This window comes from Amycolatopsis sp. WAC 01376 (assembly GCF_003947415.1).
Classification (GTDB): Bacteria; Actinomycetota; Actinomycetes; order Mycobacteriales; family Pseudonocardiaceae; genus Amycolatopsis.
In genome coordinates, this window is record NZ_QHKL01000005.1 from 126,687 (window position 1) to 147,052 (window position 20,366).

Annotated in this window: 20 protein-coding genes and 1 pseudogene; 12 read left to right on the plus strand and 9 right to left on the minus strand. The window is 69.3% G+C overall.

Going from position 1 to position 20,366, the window contains the following annotated elements; genetic code table 11:
* Nucleotides 1-87: 87 nt before the first annotated feature.
* Nucleotides 88-288: a hypothetical protein gene (locus DMH03_RS26785; RefSeq protein ID WP_125794779.1), complete on the minus strand. Its 201-nt coding sequence runs from the start codon at nucleotides 286-288 to the stop codon at nucleotides 88-90.
* A gap of 135 nt (nucleotides 289-423) precedes the next feature.
* On the opposite strand from DMH03_RS26785, the gene DMH03_RS26790 reads away from it, so the two are divergent.
* Nucleotides 424-930, plus strand: a complete 507-nt coding sequence (locus tag DMH03_RS26790) for a GNAT family N-acetyltransferase (RefSeq protein ID WP_370310862.1) — start codon at nucleotides 424-426, stop codon at nucleotides 928-930.
* Here the strand turns inward: DMH03_RS26790 and DMH03_RS26795 are convergent.
* Nucleotides 855-1,790 carry a DMT family transporter gene (locus DMH03_RS26795; RefSeq protein ID WP_125794780.1) on the minus strand — a complete coding sequence of 312 codons (936 nt, stop codon included), beginning with the start codon at nucleotides 1,788-1,790 and terminating at the stop codon, nucleotides 855-857. The genes DMH03_RS26790 and DMH03_RS26795 overlap by 76 nt on opposite strands.
* A 390-nt stretch (nucleotides 1,791-2,180) precedes the next feature.
* On the opposite strand from DMH03_RS26795, the gene DMH03_RS26805 reads away from it, so the two are divergent.
* Nucleotides 2,181-4,463 carry a helix-turn-helix domain-containing protein gene (locus DMH03_RS26805; protein ID WP_233611664.1) on the plus strand — a complete coding sequence of 761 codons (2,283 nt, stop codon included), beginning with the start codon at nucleotides 2,181-2,183 and terminating at the stop codon, nucleotides 4,461-4,463.
* 319 nt (nucleotides 4,464-4,782) lie between these two features.
* Here the strand turns inward: DMH03_RS26805 and DMH03_RS26810 are convergent, their stop codons facing one another.
* Nucleotides 4,783-6,003, minus strand: a complete 1,221-nt coding sequence (locus DMH03_RS26810) for a cytochrome P450 (protein WP_125794782.1) — start codon at nucleotides 6,001-6,003, stop codon at nucleotides 4,783-4,785.
* 140 nt (nucleotides 6,004-6,143) lie between these two features.
* On the opposite strand from DMH03_RS26810, the gene DMH03_RS26815 reads away from it, so the two are divergent.
* Nucleotides 6,144-7,652 (plus strand): GGDEF domain-containing protein, encoded by a 1,509-nt coding sequence (locus DMH03_RS26815; RefSeq protein ID WP_233611665.1) that lies wholly within the window; start codon nucleotides 6,144-6,146, stop codon nucleotides 7,650-7,652.
* A 27-nt stretch (nucleotides 7,653-7,679) separates the two neighbouring features.
* On the opposite strand, the gene DMH03_RS26820 is transcribed toward DMH03_RS26815, so the two are convergent.
* Complete coding sequence (locus tag DMH03_RS26820; protein WP_125794783.1) at nucleotides 7,680-8,627, minus strand: phosphatase PAP2 family protein; 948 nt, start codon at nucleotides 8,625-8,627, stop codon at nucleotides 7,680-7,682.
* A gap of 110 nt (nucleotides 8,628-8,737) precedes the next feature.
* Between DMH03_RS26820 and DMH03_RS26825 the strand changes: the two genes are divergently transcribed.
* The 4 genes from DMH03_RS26825 (at nucleotide 8,738) to DMH03_RS26840 (ending at nucleotide 12,213) form a co-directional block, all read left to right on the plus strand.
* The gene (locus DMH03_RS26825; protein WP_125794784.1) at nucleotides 8,738-9,430 is read left to right on the plus strand and encodes a response regulator transcription factor; all 693 of its coding nucleotides are present in this window, start codon (nucleotides 8,738-8,740) and stop codon (nucleotides 9,428-9,430) included.
* Nucleotides 9,427-10,851: a HAMP domain-containing sensor histidine kinase gene (locus tag DMH03_RS26830; RefSeq protein ID WP_125794785.1), complete on the plus strand. Its 1,425-nt coding sequence runs from the start codon at nucleotides 9,427-9,429 to the stop codon at nucleotides 10,849-10,851. Before DMH03_RS26825 ends, DMH03_RS26830 begins: the two co-directional genes overlap by 4 nt.
* On the plus strand, nucleotides 10,848-11,345 hold the full coding sequence (locus tag DMH03_RS26835) for a hypothetical protein (RefSeq protein ID WP_125794786.1): 498 nt from the start codon (nucleotides 10,848-10,850) through the stop codon (nucleotides 11,343-11,345). The genes DMH03_RS26830 and DMH03_RS26835 overlap by 4 nt, the downstream gene beginning before the upstream one ends.
* A gap of 196 nt (nucleotides 11,346-11,541) precedes the next feature.
* The gene (locus DMH03_RS26840; RefSeq protein WP_125794787.1) at nucleotides 11,542-12,213 is read left to right on the plus strand and encodes a hypothetical protein; all 672 of its coding nucleotides are present in this window, start codon (nucleotides 11,542-11,544) and stop codon (nucleotides 12,211-12,213) included.
* Here DMH03_RS26840 and rnhA read toward each other — a convergent pair.
* Genes rnhA through DMH03_RS26860 form a run of 4 tightly spaced genes read right to left on the minus strand, consistent with a single transcriptional unit; the run spans nucleotide 12,210 to nucleotide 14,595 of the window.
* A complete protein-coding gene (rnhA, locus tag DMH03_RS26845; RefSeq protein ID WP_125794788.1) occupies nucleotides 12,210-12,692 on the minus strand; it encodes a ribonuclease HI in 483 nt (160 codons plus the stop codon). The two genes, DMH03_RS26840 and rnhA, sit on opposite strands and share 4 nt — an antisense overlap.
* 22 nt (nucleotides 12,693-12,714) lie before the next feature.
* Entirely contained in the window at nucleotides 12,715-13,905 is a 1,191-nt protein-coding gene (gene dinB, locus DMH03_RS26850) for a DNA polymerase IV (RefSeq protein WP_125794789.1), read from the minus strand.
* Between the two features lie 45 nt (nucleotides 13,906-13,950).
* Nucleotides 13,951-14,130, minus strand: coding sequence for a hypothetical protein (locus tag DMH03_RS26855; protein ID WP_125794790.1), 180 nt, complete (start codon nucleotides 14,128-14,130; stop codon nucleotides 13,951-13,953).
* Nucleotides 14,131-14,175: 45 nt separating this feature from the next.
* A complete protein-coding gene (locus DMH03_RS26860) occupies nucleotides 14,176-14,595 on the minus strand; it encodes a DUF6010 family protein (protein WP_125794791.1) in 420 nt (139 codons plus the stop codon).
* 92 nt (nucleotides 14,596-14,687) lie between these two features.
* On the opposite strand from DMH03_RS26860, the gene DMH03_RS26865 reads away from it, so the two are divergent.
* Complete coding sequence (locus DMH03_RS26865) at nucleotides 14,688-15,626, plus strand: GlxA family transcriptional regulator (protein ID WP_125794792.1); 939 nt, start codon at nucleotides 14,688-14,690, stop codon at nucleotides 15,624-15,626.
* Here DMH03_RS26865 and DMH03_RS26870 read toward each other — a convergent pair.
* The gene (locus DMH03_RS26870) at nucleotides 15,623-15,913 is read right to left on the minus strand and encodes a hypothetical protein (RefSeq protein WP_125794793.1); all 291 of its coding nucleotides are present in this window, start codon (nucleotides 15,911-15,913) and stop codon (nucleotides 15,623-15,625) included. The genes DMH03_RS26865 and DMH03_RS26870 overlap by 4 nt on opposite strands.
* A 118-nt stretch (nucleotides 15,914-16,031) precedes the next feature.
* On the opposite strand from DMH03_RS26870, the gene DMH03_RS26875 reads away from it, so the two are divergent.
* The 4 genes and pseudogenes from DMH03_RS26875 to DMH03_RS26890 all read left to right on the plus strand — a co-directional run.
* Nucleotides 16,032-17,291, plus strand: a complete 1,260-nt coding sequence (locus tag DMH03_RS26875; protein WP_125794794.1) for an MFS transporter — start codon at nucleotides 16,032-16,034, stop codon at nucleotides 17,289-17,291.
* A gap of 318 nt (nucleotides 17,292-17,609) precedes the next feature.
* On the plus strand, nucleotides 17,610-18,908 hold the full coding sequence (locus DMH03_RS26880; RefSeq protein WP_370310859.1) for a GGDEF domain-containing protein: 1,299 nt from the start codon (nucleotides 17,610-17,612) through the stop codon (nucleotides 18,906-18,908).
* A 71-nt stretch (nucleotides 18,909-18,979) separates the two neighbouring features.
* Entirely contained in the window at nucleotides 18,980-19,999 is a 1,020-nt protein-coding gene (locus tag DMH03_RS26885; RefSeq protein ID WP_233611666.1) for a glycosyltransferase family 39 protein, read from the plus strand.
* A 182-nt stretch (nucleotides 20,000-20,181) separates the two neighbouring features.
* Nucleotides 20,182-20,366 (plus strand): annotated as a pseudogene (locus DMH03_RS26890) (HNH endonuclease); the annotation flags it as partial.

Sequence of the window (20,366 nt, forward strand, 5' to 3'; positions counted from 1 at the left end):
CGGCTCAGTGCTGGGCGCGTGAGTGGGGAAGAATCGGGATCCGGGACGACTCTGACCTGATTCCTCACCACTTGCGAGCCCGCGGGCTCAAGCGGCCCGATCGCCCGCCCGGACCGACGGTTCGGAATGCAGCCCCAGCATCTCCAGCAGCATCCGGCAATCCGTCGCGTCGCGGGCGTTCCTGACGACCGCTTCGGTCGCCTTGCGCAGCACCGCGGCCCGCACGGCCGTCGGGCCGCCGTCGGCCAGTTCTTCCACCGGACGAAGTCCCTCGATCGGGTTCCCCATGACCCACCTCCACCTTCCCTTTCGTTGATACCTGATCCGGGCCGGGAAGACACCCTCTCTCCGTGCTGTTCCGGCGGCGCCCCCGCCGATTTCTCCCTAGACTGGCGCCATTCGTACGAGCGGACGGAGCGGGAACTGACCACCGAGTTGCGCGGGGAGATCGTGACGCTGACCCCGGTCACCGAAGCCCACGTCGCCGATTTGCGGCGGATCCGCGGCACCGCCGAGGTCGGGGCTCGCTGGGGTTCGGTCGACGACTCCCCCACCTGGCCGTTCGACGACCCCACGACCGCCTGCTTCACCGTCCTGGAGGAAGGCGTCGTCCGCGGTTTCGTCCAGTACGGCGAGGAGGAGGACCCGATGTACCGGCACGCGTCGGTCGACCTGTTCCTCGATCCGGCCGCGCACGGCCGCGGGCTGGGCACGGACACCGTCCGCACGATGGCCCGCCACCTGCTGCACGATCGCGGGCACCACCGGCTGGTGATCGATCCCGCCGTGGACAACGACGCCGCCATCCGCTGCTACAAGGCCGTCGGCTTCCGTGAGGTCGGGGTGATGCGCGACTACGAACGCGACACCGACGGCGACGGCTGGCACGACGGGCTTTTGATGGATTTGCTCGCCGAAGACCTCACGTAACGCGTCAGCGCGACTCCGAGCAGCACCACCGCCATCCCGGCGAGCACCCGCGGGCCGAGGTCCTCGCCGAGCACGATCGCGCCCAGCGCGACCGAGACGACCGGCAGCAGGTAGCCGACGGTCGCCGCGGAAGTGGCGCCTTCGTCGGCGATGAGCCGGTAGTTGAGGTAGAACGTGACGCCGGTGCCGAAGATGCCGAGGACGACGACGGCGATCAGCGCGGTCACGTTCAGCGGTCCGGCCGGTGCCGCGTCGAACGGCAGCGCGAGTGCGCTCAACCCGGTGGCGGTCAGCAGTTGCGCGGCGGAGATCGCGATCGGGCCGCCTTCGCCGACGAGTTTCCGTCCCATGTAAGCGAAAGCGATGGCGTAGCTGATGCCGGCGCCGAGCAGGGCCAGTGTCCCCCAGCCGAACAGGCCGCTTTTCTGCCAGGGCGCGAAGATCAGCAGGATGCCGCTGAAACCGAGGATCAGCCCGCCCATCCGGGACACGGTGATCCGGCGTTCGGTGCCGATCCCGATGCCGATCAGCAACGACCACAACGGGGTCGTCGCGTTCATCACCCCCGCGATACCGGAGTCGACGGTCAGTTCACCGATGCTGAACAACGCGAACGGCAAGGCGTTGCAGAAGAAGGCGGCGACGAGGAGCCTGCCCCAGATCCGGCGGCCGCGCGGGAGGCGTTGCCCGGCCCAGCGGCTCAGCACGAGAAGGACGGCCGCGCCGAGGGCGCAGCGGATGACGGTGAGCTGAACGGGCGGGAGCCCGGTCAGCGCGAGTTTGATCCAGAGGAACCCCGATCCCCACAACAGGGCGAGAACACCCATCCGGACCAGGGTTCCCGGCGCGCCGATGCCCACTTGATTCCTTTCGCCGGGCCGCTTCGATACCTCTCCAAGCTGCCTCGGGCGACTCGTCAGGACAAGTGAAAAGATCTACACCGACGTTAAGCGTTCCTACATGTTCCGAAAGGTCCCGGCCGTGGCCGCCGGGAAAGGCGGCCACGGCCGGTTTCCGAGGAGATCAGTACTCGCCCGGTTGTTCGCAAGGCGGAACAGGGCCTGCTCACATTTCGCGGTCGCGCATGATCCACCTCCCTTTCGACTGGCGCACCGGTGGGGAACGGGCGCGTTCTCGCTCAGTTTGCGGGCTGTCTTCGCACCTCCGCACACCCGGTGTCCGTGTTGTGACCCGGACAATGGGAAGGTTGTGGCACGATCTGCCGCGAAGCGGGGAGAAAGGTGCTTCTGGTGACCGAGAACTCCGGCTCCGCCAGATCCGGCGAGACCGGGAAAGCACGCGCGGAACCGAGACCGGTTTCCACGGCCGCGCTGACGTTCGGGCGCGCACTGCGGCAGCGGAGGCAGGACGTCGGACTGGCGTTGCGCGATCTCCAGAAACTCGCCTATGTCGACAAAAGTCTGATCAGCCGGGTCGAACGCGGCCTCACCCCGCCGAGCGCGGAATTCGCCGCGGCCTGCGATCGCGCGCTGGGCGCCGGCGGGACGCTGATCGTGCTCGCCGAAGCCGCCCGCGCCGAACCGTATGTGCACCTTCCTCCGCCGCCGGGTCATTTCGTCGGCCGTGAAGAACATTTCGCCCTGCTCGACGAAAAAGTGTTCACCGAGGCGGCCAAAGTGGTCTTCGTCGCCGGACCGCCCGGCGTCGGGAAGACCGCGCTCGTCCTGCATTGGGCGAACCGGCGCCAGGAGGAGTTCGACAGCGTCCTCTGGTCGGATCTGCGCGGTTACGCGGCGGGCTCCCCCGCGCAGCCCGCCGACATCCTCGACGACCTCCTGCGCTGCCTCGGTGTCCGCCCCGACCGGATCCCCGCCGAGGAGCACATGCGGCTCGCGCTGCTGCGCGGCCTGTTGCGCGGTCAGCGCACGCTCGTCGTGCTGGACAACGCCCTCGACTCGCGGCAGGTGCGGCTGGTGCTGCCCGGCACGCCGGACACCACCGTGCTGATCACCAGCAGACGGCGGCTGTCCGGACTGGTCGTCGGCAGCGGCGCGGTCCAGGTTTCCTTGGAGCCACTGGAAGAACTCGAAGCGACGCGGCTCATGGCCGACCTCATCGGCGACGAACGCGCGGCGGGCGATCCCGAAGGCGTCGGCAGGCTCGTCCGGCTGTGCGCGGCGCTGCCGCTCGCGGTGAACATCGCCGCCGAACGGGTCGCCACGCATCCGCATCAGAGCGTCGGCGATCCCGCCCGCGAACTCGTCGCCGAGGGGCGGCGACTCGAACTGCTCGCGGTCGACGACGACGCGGTCGGCGTCCGGGCCGCGTTCAGCTGGTCCTACCGCGCACTGGAGGCCGACACCGCCCGCATGTTCCGGCTGCTCGGCCTCCACCCCGGCCCGCGGTTCACCGCGAGCGCGGCGGCCGCGCTCGCCGGGCTGCCCGGACACGACGCGCGCCGGCTTCTCGACAAGCTCGTGCACGCCCACCTCGTCCAGCAGATCGGCGCGCAGTACTACCGCTTCCACGACCTGCTCCGCGTCTACGCCGCCGAAGAGGCCGCAGCCGGGCAATGGCGGGACGAGCGGCAGGCGGCGGTCTCCCGGCTGACCCACTGGTACCTCCACGCGGCCAACGCGGCGAGCTGGACACTGACCCCGGCCCGTGACCACCACGTCGACCTGGGTCCCGCACCCGAAGGCGTCGAGCCGCTCGGGTTCGCCACCTTCGACGAGGCCTACATCTGGTGTGCGTCGGAGATGCCGAGCATCACCGGCGTCGCCCGGCTGGCGCTGGACCACGGGTTGTACGAGATCGGCTGGCGGCTGCCGGTGGAACTGTTCGACTACCACCTGCTCGGCAGGCCATGGCAGACGTGGATCTCCAGCCACGAAGTCGCGATCGAGTCCGCGAAGGCGGGTGACGACCTCGGCGGGCTGGCATGGTCGGCGATCAACCTCGCCGAGGCGCACCGGCGGCGCGGCGACCTCGACCGCGCGCACGAACTGTTCGGCCAGGCCGTCGAGATCTCCGAGGAGATCGGCGAGAACCCGAGCCTCGGCTGGGCGCTGGTCGGGCTCGGGAACATCGCGCACGAACGCGAGGATTACGCCGAAGCCGTGCGGCTGGCCGAAAAGAGCGTGGAGGTGAACGCGCGGATCGGCTACCGGCTCGGCGAAGCGACCGCGCGGGTCCACCTCGGCCGTGCGTACCGCGATCTCGGCGAACGCGACCTCGCCCTCGACCACGGCCGCCGCGCCTTCGAGGCGTACGCGAAGGACGCGGACCAGCACGGCATGGGTTTCGCGCTGGTGCCGCTCGCCAGGACCAGCCGCCGGTTCGGCGATCTGGACCAGGCGCTCGCGTACTGCGAGCAGGCGCTGACCGCCTACCGGAACTGCGGCGACGTCTGGGGGCAGGCCGACGCGCTCGACGAACGCGGCTGCGCGCTGGCCGCGCGGGGGCGGGCCGATGAGGCCATGACCGCCTGGCGCGACGCGCTCCAGCTCGTCATGGATCTCGACGACCGGAAGGCGAGCGTGCTGCGGGGCCGCCTCGAAGGCGCGGTTTAGAGCGGGCTGAAGGGGCCCTTCACCTGTCATGAATGACCCTCGCGGGCTGCTGATCCCGACGCGCTGCCTCTAGAGCCTGGCGCGTTCTTGACCGTCCATAGGGGACACAAGCCCAGATCGCGGTGTCCCTTATGGGCAGTTTATGAAACTTGAGCGCGGGTCGTGAGTGGTAATGAGCGTTCTAACGCTCATTACCACTCACGACCCCCGCGCTAAACCGTATACATAGGCATAAATCAGACGTTTCACCGATCAAACGGGTCCTTTATGGACACTCAAGGCGCGACCGGCGCCTGGAACCGGACCGCCTTACCCTGGCCTAGAGCTTCACCGGCAGGTTGTGCAGCCCGCGGGTGATCGCGCTCGGCCACCACACGAGCCGGTCTTCCGGCACGGTCAGCGTCATCGACGGCGCGCGGCCGAACAGCGTCTCCAGGGCCGCGGACGCCTGCATGCGCGCGAGCGCGGCGCCGATGCAGATATGCGGGCCGACGCCGAAGGCCACGTGCCGCACCGGCCGCTCGCCAGGGCGGAAGGCGAGCGGTTCGGGGTGGACCTCCGGATCGCGGTTGGCCGCCAGCAACGACAACAGGATCGGATCGCCCGCTTCCATCCGCTGCCCGGCGAGTTCCATCGGCTCGGTGACGAACCGCCAGCTGGTGTTCTGCAGCGGGGTGTCGCGGCGCAGGACCTCCTCGATGACGAGCGTCAGATACGAGCCGTCGGCGCGGGCGCGGGCCGCCTCCTCCGGATGTGTGATGAGGGTCAGCGCGGTGGACGCGATGAGGCTGATCGTCGTCTCGTGCCCGGCGATCAAGGAGAGGAACGCCGTCGCGGCGACCTCTTCGTCGGTCAGCTTCCCGGCGGCTTCCTGCGTGAGCAGGTCGCTGATCAGGTCCGCCCCGGGTTGGGCGCGTTTGCGGGCGACGACGTCGGCGAGCAACGCGTCCAGATCGTCGGTGGCCTTGAGCATCGACGCCATGTCGGTGACGTCACCGGCGGCGACCACCAGCGCCGGCGGGCGGACCTCGTCCAGCAGGGTGTCCGGGATGCCGATCAGCTCGCAGATCGACCGGATTCCCAGCGGATACGCGAAATCCTCGACGAGGTCGCCCTCACCCCGGTCCAGGATCGGGTCCAGTAGTTCGTTCGCGAGCCGATGCGTGCGGTCGCGCATGTGCTGCAGCCGCCGCGGGCCGAACGCGCCGGCGCAGGCCTTGCGCAGCCGCGCGTGCTCCTCGCCCTCGAAGTTGTTCATATGCCCGATGAGCGACGGCCGGTGGTCGGCGGGCAGGCCCAGATTGGCCTTGCGCCAGTGTTCCGCCGCGACGGCCGGGCATTTGGACAACCGGGGATCGGCCATCGCGGAGACGACGTCCGCGTGCCGGGTCAGCAGCCAGGTCCAGGTGTCGCCGGGGAGCGGGAGCCGGAACGCCGGGGCGTTCGCCCGGAGCCATGCGTATGCGGGCGAGGGATCCCTGTCGAATCCCGGGCCGAACATCACGGGGACCGCGGCGTCGTCGTATGCGGCATCAGGCATACGAGTCACCATGCCAGCTTGTGGCGGTATCGCGTCCGGCGAACGCAGGCATCGGCCTGTCTCACGCGATCGTCAACGCGGTCCCCCTGTCACCCCCTCATGGTGACCCAGCAAGATCGAGCGGGTGCGGTGTGTGACGGATGGAGGTGACCCTCGTCAGCGAGTTCGCCGAGCACGACCGTGATCCGGTCTCGGAGCGCCCGCGCGGTTCGCTCCGGGTTTTCGCCGACACCGTCGGCCTCGCCGCCGCCCGCGTCTGGCGGCTGCGTGGTCGCGCCTGGAACACCCTGCGGCATCCGGCGGGCTGGGAACTGTGGCGTCTGCCGCCCGCGGCGGTCTTCTGGATGCTCGGCACCGAGATCGCGGTCGCCGTCTGGGCCCTGTACAGCGGTTTCAAGGACTCCGTCACCGCCACGGATCTCGTCCGTTTCGGCGTGATCGCGGGCTGCACGATCTGGTATCTCGTCCAGACGCAGCATCCCGAGGAACAGCGCCGCGCCGACGACCGGCGCGGCGAGCACATCGACCAGACCGCCGTCTGGCTGGGCAGCGCGGCCGTCCTGCTGCCGCCCACGTTGTCGCTCGTGCTGCTGCTGATGGTGCGCGTGCAGCGCTACTCCATCGCGCACAAGGCGATGACGACGTTCCTCTTCACCACCGCCGCGCACGCCGTGTCCATCCTGGGCGTGCACACGATCACCGAACTGACGTCACTGCACGCCTGGCTCGCGTCGGGCACGCTCCCCCAGCGGGCCGAGGACATCGTGATGGCCGCCGTCGCGCTGGTGGGCGCCGCGCTCTGGTACTTCGCGTCGCAAACCCTCCTGATCAGCATCGCGCGTGGCCTGGCGTGGGGCGGCTGGCGGCGGCAGAAGCTGATCGGCAGCTGGGCCGACAACGCGGACTTCGTCTACGCGCTGCAACTCGCCGCATGCACCACGATCCTCGGCGCGGTCAACATCGCACTGGTGCCGTTGGTGATGATCGGTGTCGCGTTGCGCTCGACCCGGCTCTCGCAGGCGCTGGCGGACACGATCGCGCGCAGCCAGCGTGACCGGAAGACCGGGCTGCTGACCGAGGACTCCTTCCACGCCCCGGCCGCCCTGCGGCTGCTCGAAGACCAGACCGAACGGCGGCCGACCGCGTTCCTGATGCTGGACCTCGACCACTTCAAGCAGTGGAACGACAAGTACGGGCATTCCGGCGGCGACATCGTGCTCGGCTGCGTCAGCGCCGTGCTGCGGCAGAACACCCGCGCCACCGACGTCGTCGGGCGGTGGGGTGGCGAGGAGTTCGCGGTACTGCTGCCCGACACCACCCGCGAGGAGGCGATGCGGATCGCCGACCGGATCCGGGAGGCCGTCGCGAAGACCGCCATCACCGGCCTGACCGAACTCGCCAGCGGGCACGCCACGAACGAACCCCGCGCGGTGGGACCGATCCTCGGCTGCACCGTGTCGATCGGCGTCGGCCTCTCGCCCGAGCACTCGACGGACTACGGCGAGCTCTTCCGTGCGGCCGACTCGGCGATGTACCAAGCGAAACGGAACGGACGGAACCGCGTGGTCATGGCACCTTCCGAGCACGCGAGTCTCGTCCCTGAACACGCGCCGATGTCACGTATGGGGCCGACCCGGCCCCATACGTGACATTCGGGAGCACCCCGAAGACCCGCTTCAGCGGCGGGTCACGAGGCGAGTCTCGAGCAGGTCGTCGACCACGCAGGTCTCCACGCCGGTCCGCCGTTCGAACGCGGATCCGCGCAACGGCCACAGCGCGACCAGCACGATGCCCACCGCGGCGAGGGCGGCCAGCACCAGCGCGGCGACGAACTGGGCGGCGCCGTCGGTCGCCGTGCTCAGCACCGCGAAGCCGATCAGGACGATCGCGGTGGGCAGCACCGTGGCCAGCGCCACCAGCGCGGCGGGGGTGCGGCGCAGGTCCCGGCGCCGGGTGGTCAGCCAGGCGGCGAGGAGGCAGGCGAACGACGCGCCCAGCAGGCAGGCGCCCGCCGTGTCACTGAGCCGGTGCCAGCCCAGCGCGATGGTCGACGACGCGACCCAGGCGACGGCGACGCCGCCGATCCCGATGATCACCGGGCGGAACCGTTGGGGCAGAACGAAAGCGAGGGCCATCAGAATGGCAATGGCGGCGCTGACGTGTCCGCTCGGGAAACTGTTGTGGCCCGGTCCGCGGCCGCCGTCGGGCAGTTCGGGACGGACGAGGACGTAGAGCTTGAGCAACTGCGCGGCGACGAGCGGGAACACGAGCACGCTCAGCGCGGGGATCAGGAGGCCGGGTTTGCGCCGGATCAGCGCCAGACCGACGAGCATGATCCCGGCGGCGCCGATGACGAGCACCATGTCCTGGTCGCGCAGCGGTCCCGCCCAGTCCATTGTGGACCACTGACCGGACTGCGCGCTGCGGACGACGCCGTTTTCCGCCAGCTGCCCGGCCGACGTGTGCACGAAGAGCACGTAGGTCACGACGAACGCGGCGGCCAGTCCCAGTCCGGTGGCGAGCTGGAACACGGCCCTGGACAGGGTGCGCCTTGGCTCGGCGTGCCGTCCCGGCAGCGGGCGGTGGGCGGGGGTCGGCTTCGCTTCGTGGGTGAGTAGGGCCATGTGTCTCACTGTCCCCACACCGTTTAGCCGGGAGGTCCGGACAATGTCATGGTTCTGCTACAAGATTGAGCCGAGTCGCACACGCGCGGCGATATCCGAATAATGGCGGCGTGGCAAGTGTCCTTTTGATCGAAGACGACGCGTCCGTCCGGGAGGGGCTGGAACTCGCGCTGCGCCGGCAGGCGCATACCGTCCACACCGCCGAGAGCGGTGAGCTCGGGCTGGAGAAACTGCGGGTGTTCCAGCCCGACATCGTCGTGCTGGACCTGATGCTCCCCGGGATCGACGGCTTCGAGACCTGCCGCCGCATCCGTTCGGCCGGTGAGGTGCCGATCATCATGCTCACCGCCCGCAGCGACGACTTCGACATCGTGGCCGGCCTGGAGGCGGGCGCCGACGACTACGTGACCAAGCCGATCGAACCCCGCGTGCTCGACGCGCGGATCCGGGCCGTGCTGCGGCGCGCGGTGAGCGAGAAACCCGCGAACGAGGACGAACCCGGCGGGGAACGGCACGGCCGTCTGGTCATCGACCGAGCCGGGCTGGTGGTCACGAAGAACGGCGAGCCGGTCTCGCTGACCCCCACCGAGCTGAAACTGCTGCTGGAGCTCTCGCGCACGCCGGGGCAGGTCTACAGCCGCCAGCAGATCCTCTCCGCCGTCTGGGATCACGACTATCTCGGCGACTCGCGGCTGGTCGACGCCTGTGTCCAGCGGCTGCGCGCGAAGATCGAAGACGTGCCCGCGAAACCCGAACACGTCCAGACCGTCCGCGGCTTCGGATACCGATTCGGCCGTTCATGAGGCTGCTCTCCGGGCTGCGGCCCCGGCTCATCCTGGCCTTCGCGGCGATGACGATCATCGGGGCGGCGGCCACGGCGGGGGTCAGTTACGTCTCGGCGAGGAACGCGATCCTCAAAGCCGTCCAGGACGCGGCGATGGACCAGCTGAAGGACCGGGTCAGCGCCTACGGCCGCCCGCTGTCCACGCCGCCGACGCAGGAGCAGCTCAACGACTTCGCGGGCAGCCTGCGGTTGAACGCGGTCGCGGTCTACCGGAACCTGCGGTCGGTCAACGGCCCGGATCTGACCACCTTTTCTCCAGAGCTGCGGCAGAGCATCGCGAACAACACCCGGATCCAGTTCCAGCGGGTGGACCGCGACGCCGGCCCGGAACCCGTCCCCGAACTCCTGATCGGCCTGCCGGTGCTGGTGCGGCAGCCGGACGGGCTGATGGGGCCCAGCGGCGTCGAGGTGTACTCGCTCACGTCGCTCGTCCAGCAGCAGAAGGCGATCGAAGAACTCGCGAGATCCGCCTGGCAGACGGCCGCGCTCGTGCTGCCTCTGGCCGCCGCGCTCGCCCTGCTCGCGGCGAGACAGGTGCTGCGGCCGGTCCGGGCGCTCAACACCGCCGCCGCCCAGCTCGGCGAAGGCAGGCTCGACGTCCGGCTGCCCGCCAAGGGATCCGACGAGCTGGCCGAACTGGTCACCACCTTCAACAACACCGCCGCCGAACTGGAACGCACGGTCGGCGAGCTGAGAGCCATGGAGGCCGACGCGCGCCGGTTCGTCGCCGACGTCTCGCACGAGCTCCGCACACCGCTCGCGGCGATGAACGCGGTCACCGATGTCCTGGACGAGGACGCGGAGACACTGCCGCCGGACACCGCCGTCGCGGCGCGGCTGGTTTCGGGTGAGACCCGCAGGCTGACCCGGCTCGTCCAGGACCTGGTGGAGATCTCCCGGTTCGACGCGGGCCGCGCCGAACTCGTGCTCGACGAATGGGATCTCGCGACGGCGATCCGGGACAGCCTCGACGCGCGCGGCTGGCGCGACGGCGAAGACCTGGTCACCGACCTGCCGGAAGGCGTTCTCGCCCGCGTGGACCGGCGGCGGCTCGACCTCATCGTGGCCAACCTCGTCGGCAACGCGTTCCGGCACGGCGCGGCCCCGGTCGAAGTCCGCCTGCGCGCCGGCGACGACGGCGTCACCCTGGAGGTCGAAGATCACGGGCCGGGGATCGATCCCGAAGTCCTGCCGCATGTGTTCGACCGGTTCACCAAGGCCGACACCGCCCGCGCCCGCTCCGAGGGCAGCGGGCTGGGACTGGCGATCGCGCTCGAGAACGCCCGCCTGCACGGCGGTGACCTGACCGCCGCCGACACCGGGCACGGCGCCCGGTTCGTCCTGCGCCTGCCGCACCGGACCGAAGGAGGCACGCGATGAGGAGGATCCGGGTGCTGCCCGCTCTCGCGGCCGCGGCGCTGGTGGCGGCCTGCGGCGTCCAGCCGACCGGCGTCGTCCCGGCCGGGCCGGGGCCGTCGATCCGCGCCACCACGGGGACGAACGTCGTCAACGGTCTGACGCTGTACTTCGTCTCCGACGGCCGGGTCATCCCGGTGACACGGCCCACCGAAGGTTTCATCTCACCCGAAGGCGCGCTCACGCTGCTGCTGAAGGGACCGACGGAACGGGAAGCCGCGCAGGGGCTCACCACGTTCGTCCCGGCGGAGGTGGGGCGGGTCGAGGTGTACTCGGGCGATCCGACCGCCATCGTGCTGCCGTTCAGTATGCGAAAACTGTCGAATCAGGCCATCAACCAGCTGGTCTGCACCACGATCGCGGCGTCGGCGGCGACCACGCGGGCTCCGAGCTCCCCGGGAGTGAACGTGACCTCGGCGGACGGGGACATGTACTTCCAGTCCTGCAAAGCGGACTGAATTCGTCACTCACGGTGGTCACATAAAAGCACTTCTTGTGTCTGTACGGCTGTGAGCCTCTTTTGGTTCAACGATCAAGGTAACTGTGGGCGAACACACTCGGGCGTGACATTGCCGTGTCCTTTTCGTAATGTTGCCCGGAGCTCGCGGCCCCCGACGCGAGTTCCCGTCCCCGAAGTGGTGAGTGATCAGAGAAATGGCCGGCAGACATCGCAAGAACAAGGCTCCGCAGTGGAAGCTCCCCGCGGGTATCGCGGCAGCGGTCGCCACGGCGCTCCCGGCGTCGATGTGGCTGACCACCGCAGGTTCCCCTGACGTCGAAGCGGCAAGTGCCGCGCTCGCGCTGCAGGCTCCCCCGGTCTCCAGCGTGACTCCCCCGCCGTCGACCAGCAGCACCCCGCCCCCCTCCAGCACGACGACCCCGCCTCCCTCGACCTCCTCGGCTCCCCCGAAGCCGACGACGTCGACCAAGGCCCCCGCGCCGGTCAAGAAGACCGTGCCCGCCGCGACGGCGTGTTCGACCGACCTCGCCGGCGTGAAGCCGCACGTGGCCCAGGTCGGAAACCACGTCAAGGCGAAGTTCGGCGTCAAGAACGTCGGCGGCGTCGCCGGCCGGGCGAACGCCAGCGACCACCCCTCCGGCCTCGCGCTGGACTTCATGGTGGACACCGCGACCGGCAACGCCATCGCCGAGTACCTCCTGGCCAACCAGAAGGACTTCGGCGTCACCTACGTCATCTGGCGCCAGCGCTACAACGACGGCAGCGGCTGGGACACCATGGAGGACCGCGGCGGCGCGACCGCCAACCACATGGACCACGTGCACGTCTCCTTCGCCAAGGGCGCGAAGGTCAACGTCAGCTGCTAGCGACGCGGAGCGGACCGCTCGCCGGGCTGGATCACGGGTCGCCCCACGACCTCTTCCACGCCTTTGACGGCGAGCCGGTCCGCTCGCTCGTTCTCCGGATGCCCGGAGTGGCCCTTGACCCAGTGCCATTCGACGTCGTGCTTGGAAGCGGCTTCGTCGAGACGGCGCCACAGATCGGCGTTCTTGACCGGCGTCTTGGCCGAGGTCGTCCAGCCGTTGTTCTTCCAGTTCCGCACCCAGCTGGTGATGCCGTTCCGGACGTAGGTGCTGTCGGTGTAGATGTCGACCGCGACCCGGCGCTTCAGGCTTTCCAGCGCCTCGATGGGCGCGGTCAGTTCCATCCGGTTGTTCGTGGTCGGCCCGGGATCCCCGCCGTAGATCTCCTTCTCGACCGTGCCGTATCGCAGCACCGCGCCCCAGCCGCCGGGACCGGGATTCCCGCTGCACGCACCATCGGTGTAGATCTCGACTTCCGCCACCGGGACACCCTAGCGACGGGGTTCAGTCCGGCAGGAGCGGCACCCACGGCTCCTCGACCTGCCCGAGATGCACGGCGCGCGTGATGGACTTCGAGCCGAACCGGTCCCGGACGGTGTCGAGCGTCGCATCGAGCTGGTCCCTCGGCTTCGCCCCGAACGGCAAGGCCAGCTGGATGGCGTCGTCCTTCGACAGGTTCGTGAGCGCGAGCCCGATCAGCGTGAGCCCGCGTTCGTCGATCAGCGGTCTCGCCGCGGCGAGCAGGCCACGGGCCGCCGCGACGACCGCGCCGGTCTGTTCCGTCGCCTCCAGCAAGGTGTGCGAACGCGTCGCTTTGGTGAAATCGCCGAACCGCATCCGCAGCACGACGGTGCGGCACACCCGGTGCGCCGAACGCAGACGGCGGGACAGCCGATCGGCCAGCGTCAGCAACGTCGCGTCGAGCTCCGCGGGCGAACGCGGCCTGCTGCCGAGCGCGCGCTGCGCCCCGATCGAGCGGCGACGGCGGCCGGTCTGCACGCGCCGGGGGTCGTCGTTGTGGGACAGGGCGTGCAGATGGGCGCCGACGCCGCGGCCGAGCATCCGGACGAGTTCCTTCTCCCCGAATCCTTCCATCTGCCCGACCGTCGTCACGCCGCGCTCGCGGAGCTTCTGCGCCGTCACCTTGCCCACGCCCCACAACCGCTCGACCGGGAGCGGATGCAGGAACTCCAGCTCCTTGTCGTGCGGCACGACGAGGAGACCGTCCGGTTTCGCGACACCGCTGGCCACCTTCGCGAGGAACTTCGTCCTCGCCACGCCGACGGTGATCGGCAGGCCGACCTGCTCCAGGACGTCCTTCCTCAGCTTCGCGGCGATCCGGCTCGGCGTGCCCGCGATCTTCAGCAGCCCGCCGACGTCGAGGAAGGCCTCGTCGATCGAGATGCCTTCCACCAGCGGCGTCGTGTTGCCGAAGACCTCGAAGACCGCCTTGCTCGCCTCGGAATACGCGCGCATCCGAGGCGGGACCACGATCGCGTCCGGGCACAGCCGCCGCGCCTGGCCGCCGCCCATCGCGGTGCGGACGCCGTACGCCTTGGCCTCGTAACTGGCCGCCAGGACGACGCCCCCGCCGACGATGACCGGACGTCCGCGCAGGCTCGGGTCGTCACGCTGCTCGACCGACGCGTAGAACGAATCCAGGTCGGCGTGCAGGATGGGACCCTCGGGCGTCATAGAACATATGTTCGCATCGAACGGCCTAGGGGCCAAGCCGCCCGATCAGTCGAACGGCGGTCCGGAGTGGGAAACCCGGTGCTTGAAGACCTCTCCGTCCAGAATCTCGGCGGAGTACGTCGGCCTCGGCGAGATCGCGCGCCACGCGTTCAGCACCTCCTCCGACTCCCAATGTTCGAAGATGTTCACCCGGCCCGGTTCGAGCGTGTCGGCCGAGATCACCACGTCGAGACACCCGGGATGGGGCGGAGACTCCTGTCGTTCGGTCCTTCATCCCACCGACGAACGCGAACGACGGGAACCGACACGGGCGCGAAGGAAATCCGTCACCGATCGTCCGCCGGCGAAACACCAGATCGCGATCACCGGATCGCAGATCGCGCAGCCGAACGAGGAATGCTCGGCGAACGGGATGATCGGGGCGCCCTTGAGGTGGTGCACGACGTCCCAGCCGGTGTGCAGCAGCCAGGCGATACCGACGAACGTCCAGGATTCGAGGCCGCGGTAAGCCACGTAGGTCACGACGGCGGTGAACACGAACTCCCAGATCCCGAGGCCGCCTCCGCTCAAATAAGCGGCGCCGGCGCCCGCCACCATGACCGCGTTGAAGCGGCGGCGGTGCGGCTCGTGGATCAGCGACATCAGCACGACGTAGAGGAGGCCGACGAGAATCGGCGCGATGATCATCATGGTTCGACGCTAGAAGCGGACGCAGCCCGGTCCCAGTGGCGTGAACGACGCCTTCCAACGGGATCTCGCCACCGGGCGGGTAGGTTGCGGTCATGTACACCGTCGCCGTCCTCGCGCTGGACAAGGTGATCCCGTTCGACCTCTCGACACCGATCGAGGTCTTCACCAGGACGCGGCTCGCCGACGGGAGCGCGGGCTATCGGGTCATCGTCTGCGCCGAACAGCCGGACGTCGACGCGGGGCACTTCACTCTGCGCGCCCCGTGGGGGCTGGAGGCGCTGCGCGAAGCCGACACGATCATCGTCCCCGGCACCGCCGACCCCACCGCGCCGTTGCCGGAAACCGTCCACGACGCGCTCACCGCGGCCGCCGCAAGAGGTACGCGGATCGCCTCGATCTGTTCTGGGACCTTCATCCTCGCTGCCGCAGGCCTGCTCGACGGACTTCGCGCCACCACCCACTGGGTCGCGGCCGAGGCTTTGGCCACCGCGTATCCGGACATCGACGTCGATCCGGACGTGCTCTACGTCGACAACGGGCAGATCCTGACGTCGGCGGGCGCCGCCGCGGGCCTGGACCTGTGCCTGCACCTGATCCGCCGGGACCACGGCTCCGCGATCGCGGCCGACGCCGCCCGTCTTTCCGTGATGGCGCTGGAACGCGAAGGCGGACAGGCACAATTCATCGCGTTGCGGCATCCTCCCGCTCCCCGCGGCGCGGCGCTGGAACCCACTTTGCTGTGGATGCAGGAAAACCTCGCGCGCGAGCTGACGCTGACCGACATCGCCGCACGCGCCGGGATGAGTACGCGCACGCTCATCCGCCACTTCCGTGAACAGACGGGGACGACACCGTTGCAGTGGCTGCACCGGACGCGTGTCCGGCAGGCGCAGCATCTGCTGGAGACCACCCAGTACGCCGTCGAACGGATCGGCGCCGAAGTCGGTTTCGGTTCGCCCACCTCGTTCCGCGACCGGTTCAAGCGCACGACCGGCGTCAGCCCGGTCACCTATCGACGCGCTTTCCGTTAAGCGGCAAGGGCCAGTGCGGTGTCCGAGGCGCGCACGCGGGCCTGTTCGGCGAACCGCCTTCGGGCGGCGACGACTCTGAGCCATCGTTCCGAACGTTCGGCGTCCAGTTCGGAGGTCGCGCGGGCGAGCACCTCGGCGGCGTGCGCGGCGGAATCGATCTCCGCGGCGGCGCCGAGGTAGTCGCCCACCTCGATCAGCTTGTAGGCGTGGCGCATCTCGGTCTGCGCGGTCGAGTAGATGGCGTAGGCGGCCAGGTTGTTCGCCAGCGGGCCCAGTGAATGCGACATCGGATACTCCGTTCCTTCTCTTACCCACACGTCGAACGGGCCCTCGGTGGTTCGACACGGCGGACGGATTTTTCTCGAGGGTTGCGCAAAGTGGCCGCCTCACGACAGCCTGAAGCGCATGCCAGCACGGGCGGCGTCGTTCCGCAGCGTCTTCACGGTCGCCGGATTCCGCCGGATCTGGCTCGCGCATCTGCTCTCGGTCGCCGGTGACCAGCTGGCCAGGGTCGCCCTCACGGTGCTGGTGTTCGACCGGACATCGTCGGCGGGCTGGGCTTCGGCGGCGTACGCGCGGACGTTCGTGCCCGATCTCCTCGGCGGCGCGCTGGGCGGCATCGCGGACCGGTTCGCGCGGCGCACCGTGATGGTGGTGACCGACGTCGGCCGCGCGGTCCTGATCGCGCTGATGGCGGTGCCCGGTCTGCCGTTGCCCGTCGCGGCCGCGCTGTTGTTCGTCGTGCAGCTCATGGCCGGGCCGTTCCATGCGGCCCGCCAGGCGATGCTGCCGGATCTGCTCGATCCGGACCGGCTGGTCGTCGGCCAGGCCGTCATCTCCTCCACCTACCAAGCCGGGCTCGTGGTGGGGTTCGGCGCGGGCGCCGCCGTCGTCACCGGCCTCGGCGTACCCGGCGCGCTGCTGATCGACGCGGGCACGTTCGCGCTTTCCGCGCTCATGCTCCGCTTCGGGCTCGAACGGTTCCCACCGTCGGCACCGAGCCATCACGAGCGCCCGTCCCTGATCGCGGGCTGCCGCTTGGTGGCGCGCGATCGCAAGCTGCGCTGGCTGCTGCTCATCGCCTGCTGCTGCGGTTTCTACGTCGTGCCCGAAGGCCTCGCCGTGCCGGTCGCTGCCGAACTGGGTGGCGCGGACGCGCTGCCGTGGCTGCTGGCCGCGAACCCGGTCGGCTCGGTGCTCGGCGGGATCCTGCTGAGCCGGATCCCGCGTGAACGGCAGGTCAAGGTGCTGGGCGCGTTGACGGTGGCGAGCAGCCTGGTGCTGATCCCGACCGGCTGGGCGCCGGGCCTGGTCACGATCGTCGTGCTGTGGACGCTCTCGGGGGTGTTCTCCGCGCACGACATGATCACTCAGACGCAGTACAGCCTCGCCGCGCCGGCCGCCCATCGCGGCCAGGTGATCGGGGTCGCGATAGCGGCGTTGCGCGCGGCTCAGGCGGCCGGGATCGCGGCGGCCGGGCTGCTGGCCCAGGTCGTCGCGCCGACCACCGTGATCACCGTCGCGGCGGGCGCGGGCGTGGTGGTCGCCGAGGTCGCCGGGGTGGGCTGGTCACGGGCGGTGTCGTCCCGCCGCGGCCCGGAGGAATCCGAAGATCCCGCGAGTCCGGCCGGCGGGACGACACCCGTTGGCGAGCACGGTTCCTGACACATCACGTCCAGTTGTTGTCACGACGGGTCGTCCAGTTGTTGTCACGCACTACGTTCACCTCCCTTCGTGAAGCCGCACGCTCTTGTGGGCCGGATCACTCAGGTCCAGTTGTTGTCCCGCACGTCGTTCACCTCCCTCGAAATAGCCATTTATCCGGCAAAACACTCACCAGTTGTTGTCCTGCATCGGTGCACCTCCCTCGTTTTGGTTGGGCTGTCCGGGGGAATTCGCGGCCGCGTGTCTTATCGTCGGAGACAACGCGGTCGTCGCCGTCCCGGTTCGATTACGGTGTAGATCACCGACGGAAGAGGGTGCGTGGACGGACGACTCGGCGGCGCGCGGCGGCGGCTCAGGGCCTGGCACCTGTGGAGCCTGCCGCGACCTGTGCGTTCCTACGTCCTGGTCGTGAATCTCATCGCAGTCCTCTCGACCGCCGCCACGGCCCGGCTGATCCCGGTGACCGGTACCGACCTGGCCCGATTCGGCGTCCTGACGCTGTGCGCGGCCATCGCGATCGAGGGCACCCGGCAGATCGAACGCCAACGGGAGTACGACAGGGCCCCGTCGGTCGCCTACGTCGACACCAAGGCGGTCTGGAGCGTCGCCGCCGTCATCGCGCTGCCTCCGGTGCTCGCCGCCGCGATGGTCGTGGTGACCTACACCATCGCATGGCTGCGGATCTGGCCACACCAACGGCCGGTACTCCCCCATCGGTGGATCTTTTCCGCCGCGACGGTGCTCTGCGGCACGCAGGCCGCCGTCGTCGTCCTCAGCCTCGGCATGCGCCACTACCCCGGTTCGCCCGACTCCGGGCTGCTCGCCGGGCTGGGTGATCTCGCCGTCATCATCGTGGCCGCGGCGCTGCGCTGGGCGATCAACACCGTGCTGGTGATGATCGCGATCGCGCTCTCGTCGCCGCCCAAGTCGATCGGCGAACTGTTCTCCGGTTTCGGCGACCAGATCCTCGAGGCGGGCGCGCTCGGCCTTGGTCTCGTGACGGCCGTCGTCCTCGTGCAGGCCAACCCGCTGGTCCTCGTCGGGGTCGTCATCGCGCTGGTCGCGCTGCACCGCGGGCTGCTGCTGACGCAGTACCGGCGCGACGCGCACACCGACGCCACCACCGGCCTCGTCACGAAACGCCGCTGGCGTCAGCTGGCCGAAGAGCACCTCGGCCGGACGCGCGCCGGCCGCAACCTCGGCGTGCTGTTCCTCGACCTCGACAACTTCAAGACGATCAACGACACCTACGGACATCCCAACGGCGACCTCGTCCTGCGCGCGGTCGGCGACGCGCTTCGCGCCGAGATCCGCGAGCAGGACGTCTGCGGGCGGTGGGGCGGCGAGGAGTTCGCGATCGTCATCCCGGACATCCACGGCGAGGAGACGCTGCGCCAGGTGGCCGAACGAATCCGGCACCAGGTGGCGGTGGTCTCGGTCGCGCTGCCCGATCGCGACACCGTGCTCACGGATCTGACGGTGTCGATCGGCGGGGCGCTGTACCCGGCGGCCAACATCACCAGCGTCGACGACCTTCTCGTCGCCACGGACACCGCGCTGTACCGAGCGAAACAAGGTGGCCGCAACCGCGTCGAACTCGCCCCTCCCACGCAGTAGGCTCCCCCTCTGCCGGGGAGGCGCGATTCGCTCGGGGTCCGGTCGGTCTGGTCGTCGCGATACAGGTCCTGGTGCTGACCCTGGTGTCGGGCCGGTACGGCTTCCACCGGGACGAGCTGTACTTCCTCGCCGCCGGAAAGCGGCTCGCCTGGGGCTATGTCGACCAGCCGTCGCTGACACCCTTCCTCGCGAGGATCTCCACGGACGTCTTCGGCGCCACTCCTTCCGGCCTGCGCGTGGCAGCCACCTTGTGCGCCACCGCGACGGTGGTCCTGCTGGCACTGGTCGCATCGGGACTGATCTGGCAAGCGGTCCACGGTTTCCCTTTGCTGACCGTGGCTTCCGGTATCAGCGCGGACGACGGCGCGGAGAACCGGATCCTGTTCGTGCCGATGCAGCTGCTCTATCTCCCCCGTGGTCGTGCCGGTCTGGATCGCCGACGCCCTCCGACTCTGGCGCGATCCGGACTTGCGCTGGGCTCGTTCGCCGGCCTTGGCCTATCCGGTGTTGTGCGTAATCTTGGTGGTACTGGGCGGAAAACCGTACTACTCAGCACCGTTTCTGTTACTGCTCGCGGCCGCCGGCGCCTCCTCGACCGCACCTGGCGCCGCGCTCTCGCTGTCGCGCTGGCTTTCGTGGGCGCGGCCGTCTCCCTCGTCGTCGGGCTGCCTCTCCTGCCGGTGTCCGCGCTGGCGCCGGTTCTGGTGGTGAACAAAGAACAAGGCGAGCAGGCAGGCTGGCCGGAGCTGGCTTCGACGGTCACGCGGATCCCCGTCGAACAGCGCTCCACCGCGGTGATCTTCACGCGGAACTACGGACAAGCCGGGGCCCTGGAGTACTACGGGCTTCCCGCGGTGCACTCGGGCCACATGTCCTATGCGGACTGGGGACCTCCACCCGCTGAGGCTGTCGGGCCCGTGGTCGTCGTGGGCCCGTATCTTCCGGCGTGGTTCATCGGATGTCGCGAGGCGGCCGTTCACGACAACGGGCTCGGAATGGGGAACGCCGAGCAAGGGGTGCGGATTTCCTTGTGTGCGGGGACTTCCCGGCCTTGGTCCGCGCTGTGGGGCGAGTTGCGGCACTATTACTGAGCCGGGTCGTTGCCGGAAAACGGCGACGCTCGCGGGCTCTCCCATGCGCGGTGACTCCCCAACCCCGGTCATCACCACTGCAGCACTACTACCGAGCCAGTTTGCGCCGTTACCGGAAATCGGCAACACCAGCAATGCCTGTGAGATCGAAAACTGTCGGTGGCCGGTTGTACGTTCTGCGTGTGGACACTTCTAACGCCATTGTGGCGCTGCTCAAGGAAATGACCGAGTCGGATGTGTTGAAGGAGGTCAACGGTTCGCTGGATTCGTTGGGGGATAAGGATGTTGTGGATGTCGCGGTGGCGGCGTCGGAGGGGATCGCGCGGTTGGAGGCGGTCCGGTTCCGCGCTATCGCACAGTTGGGTCG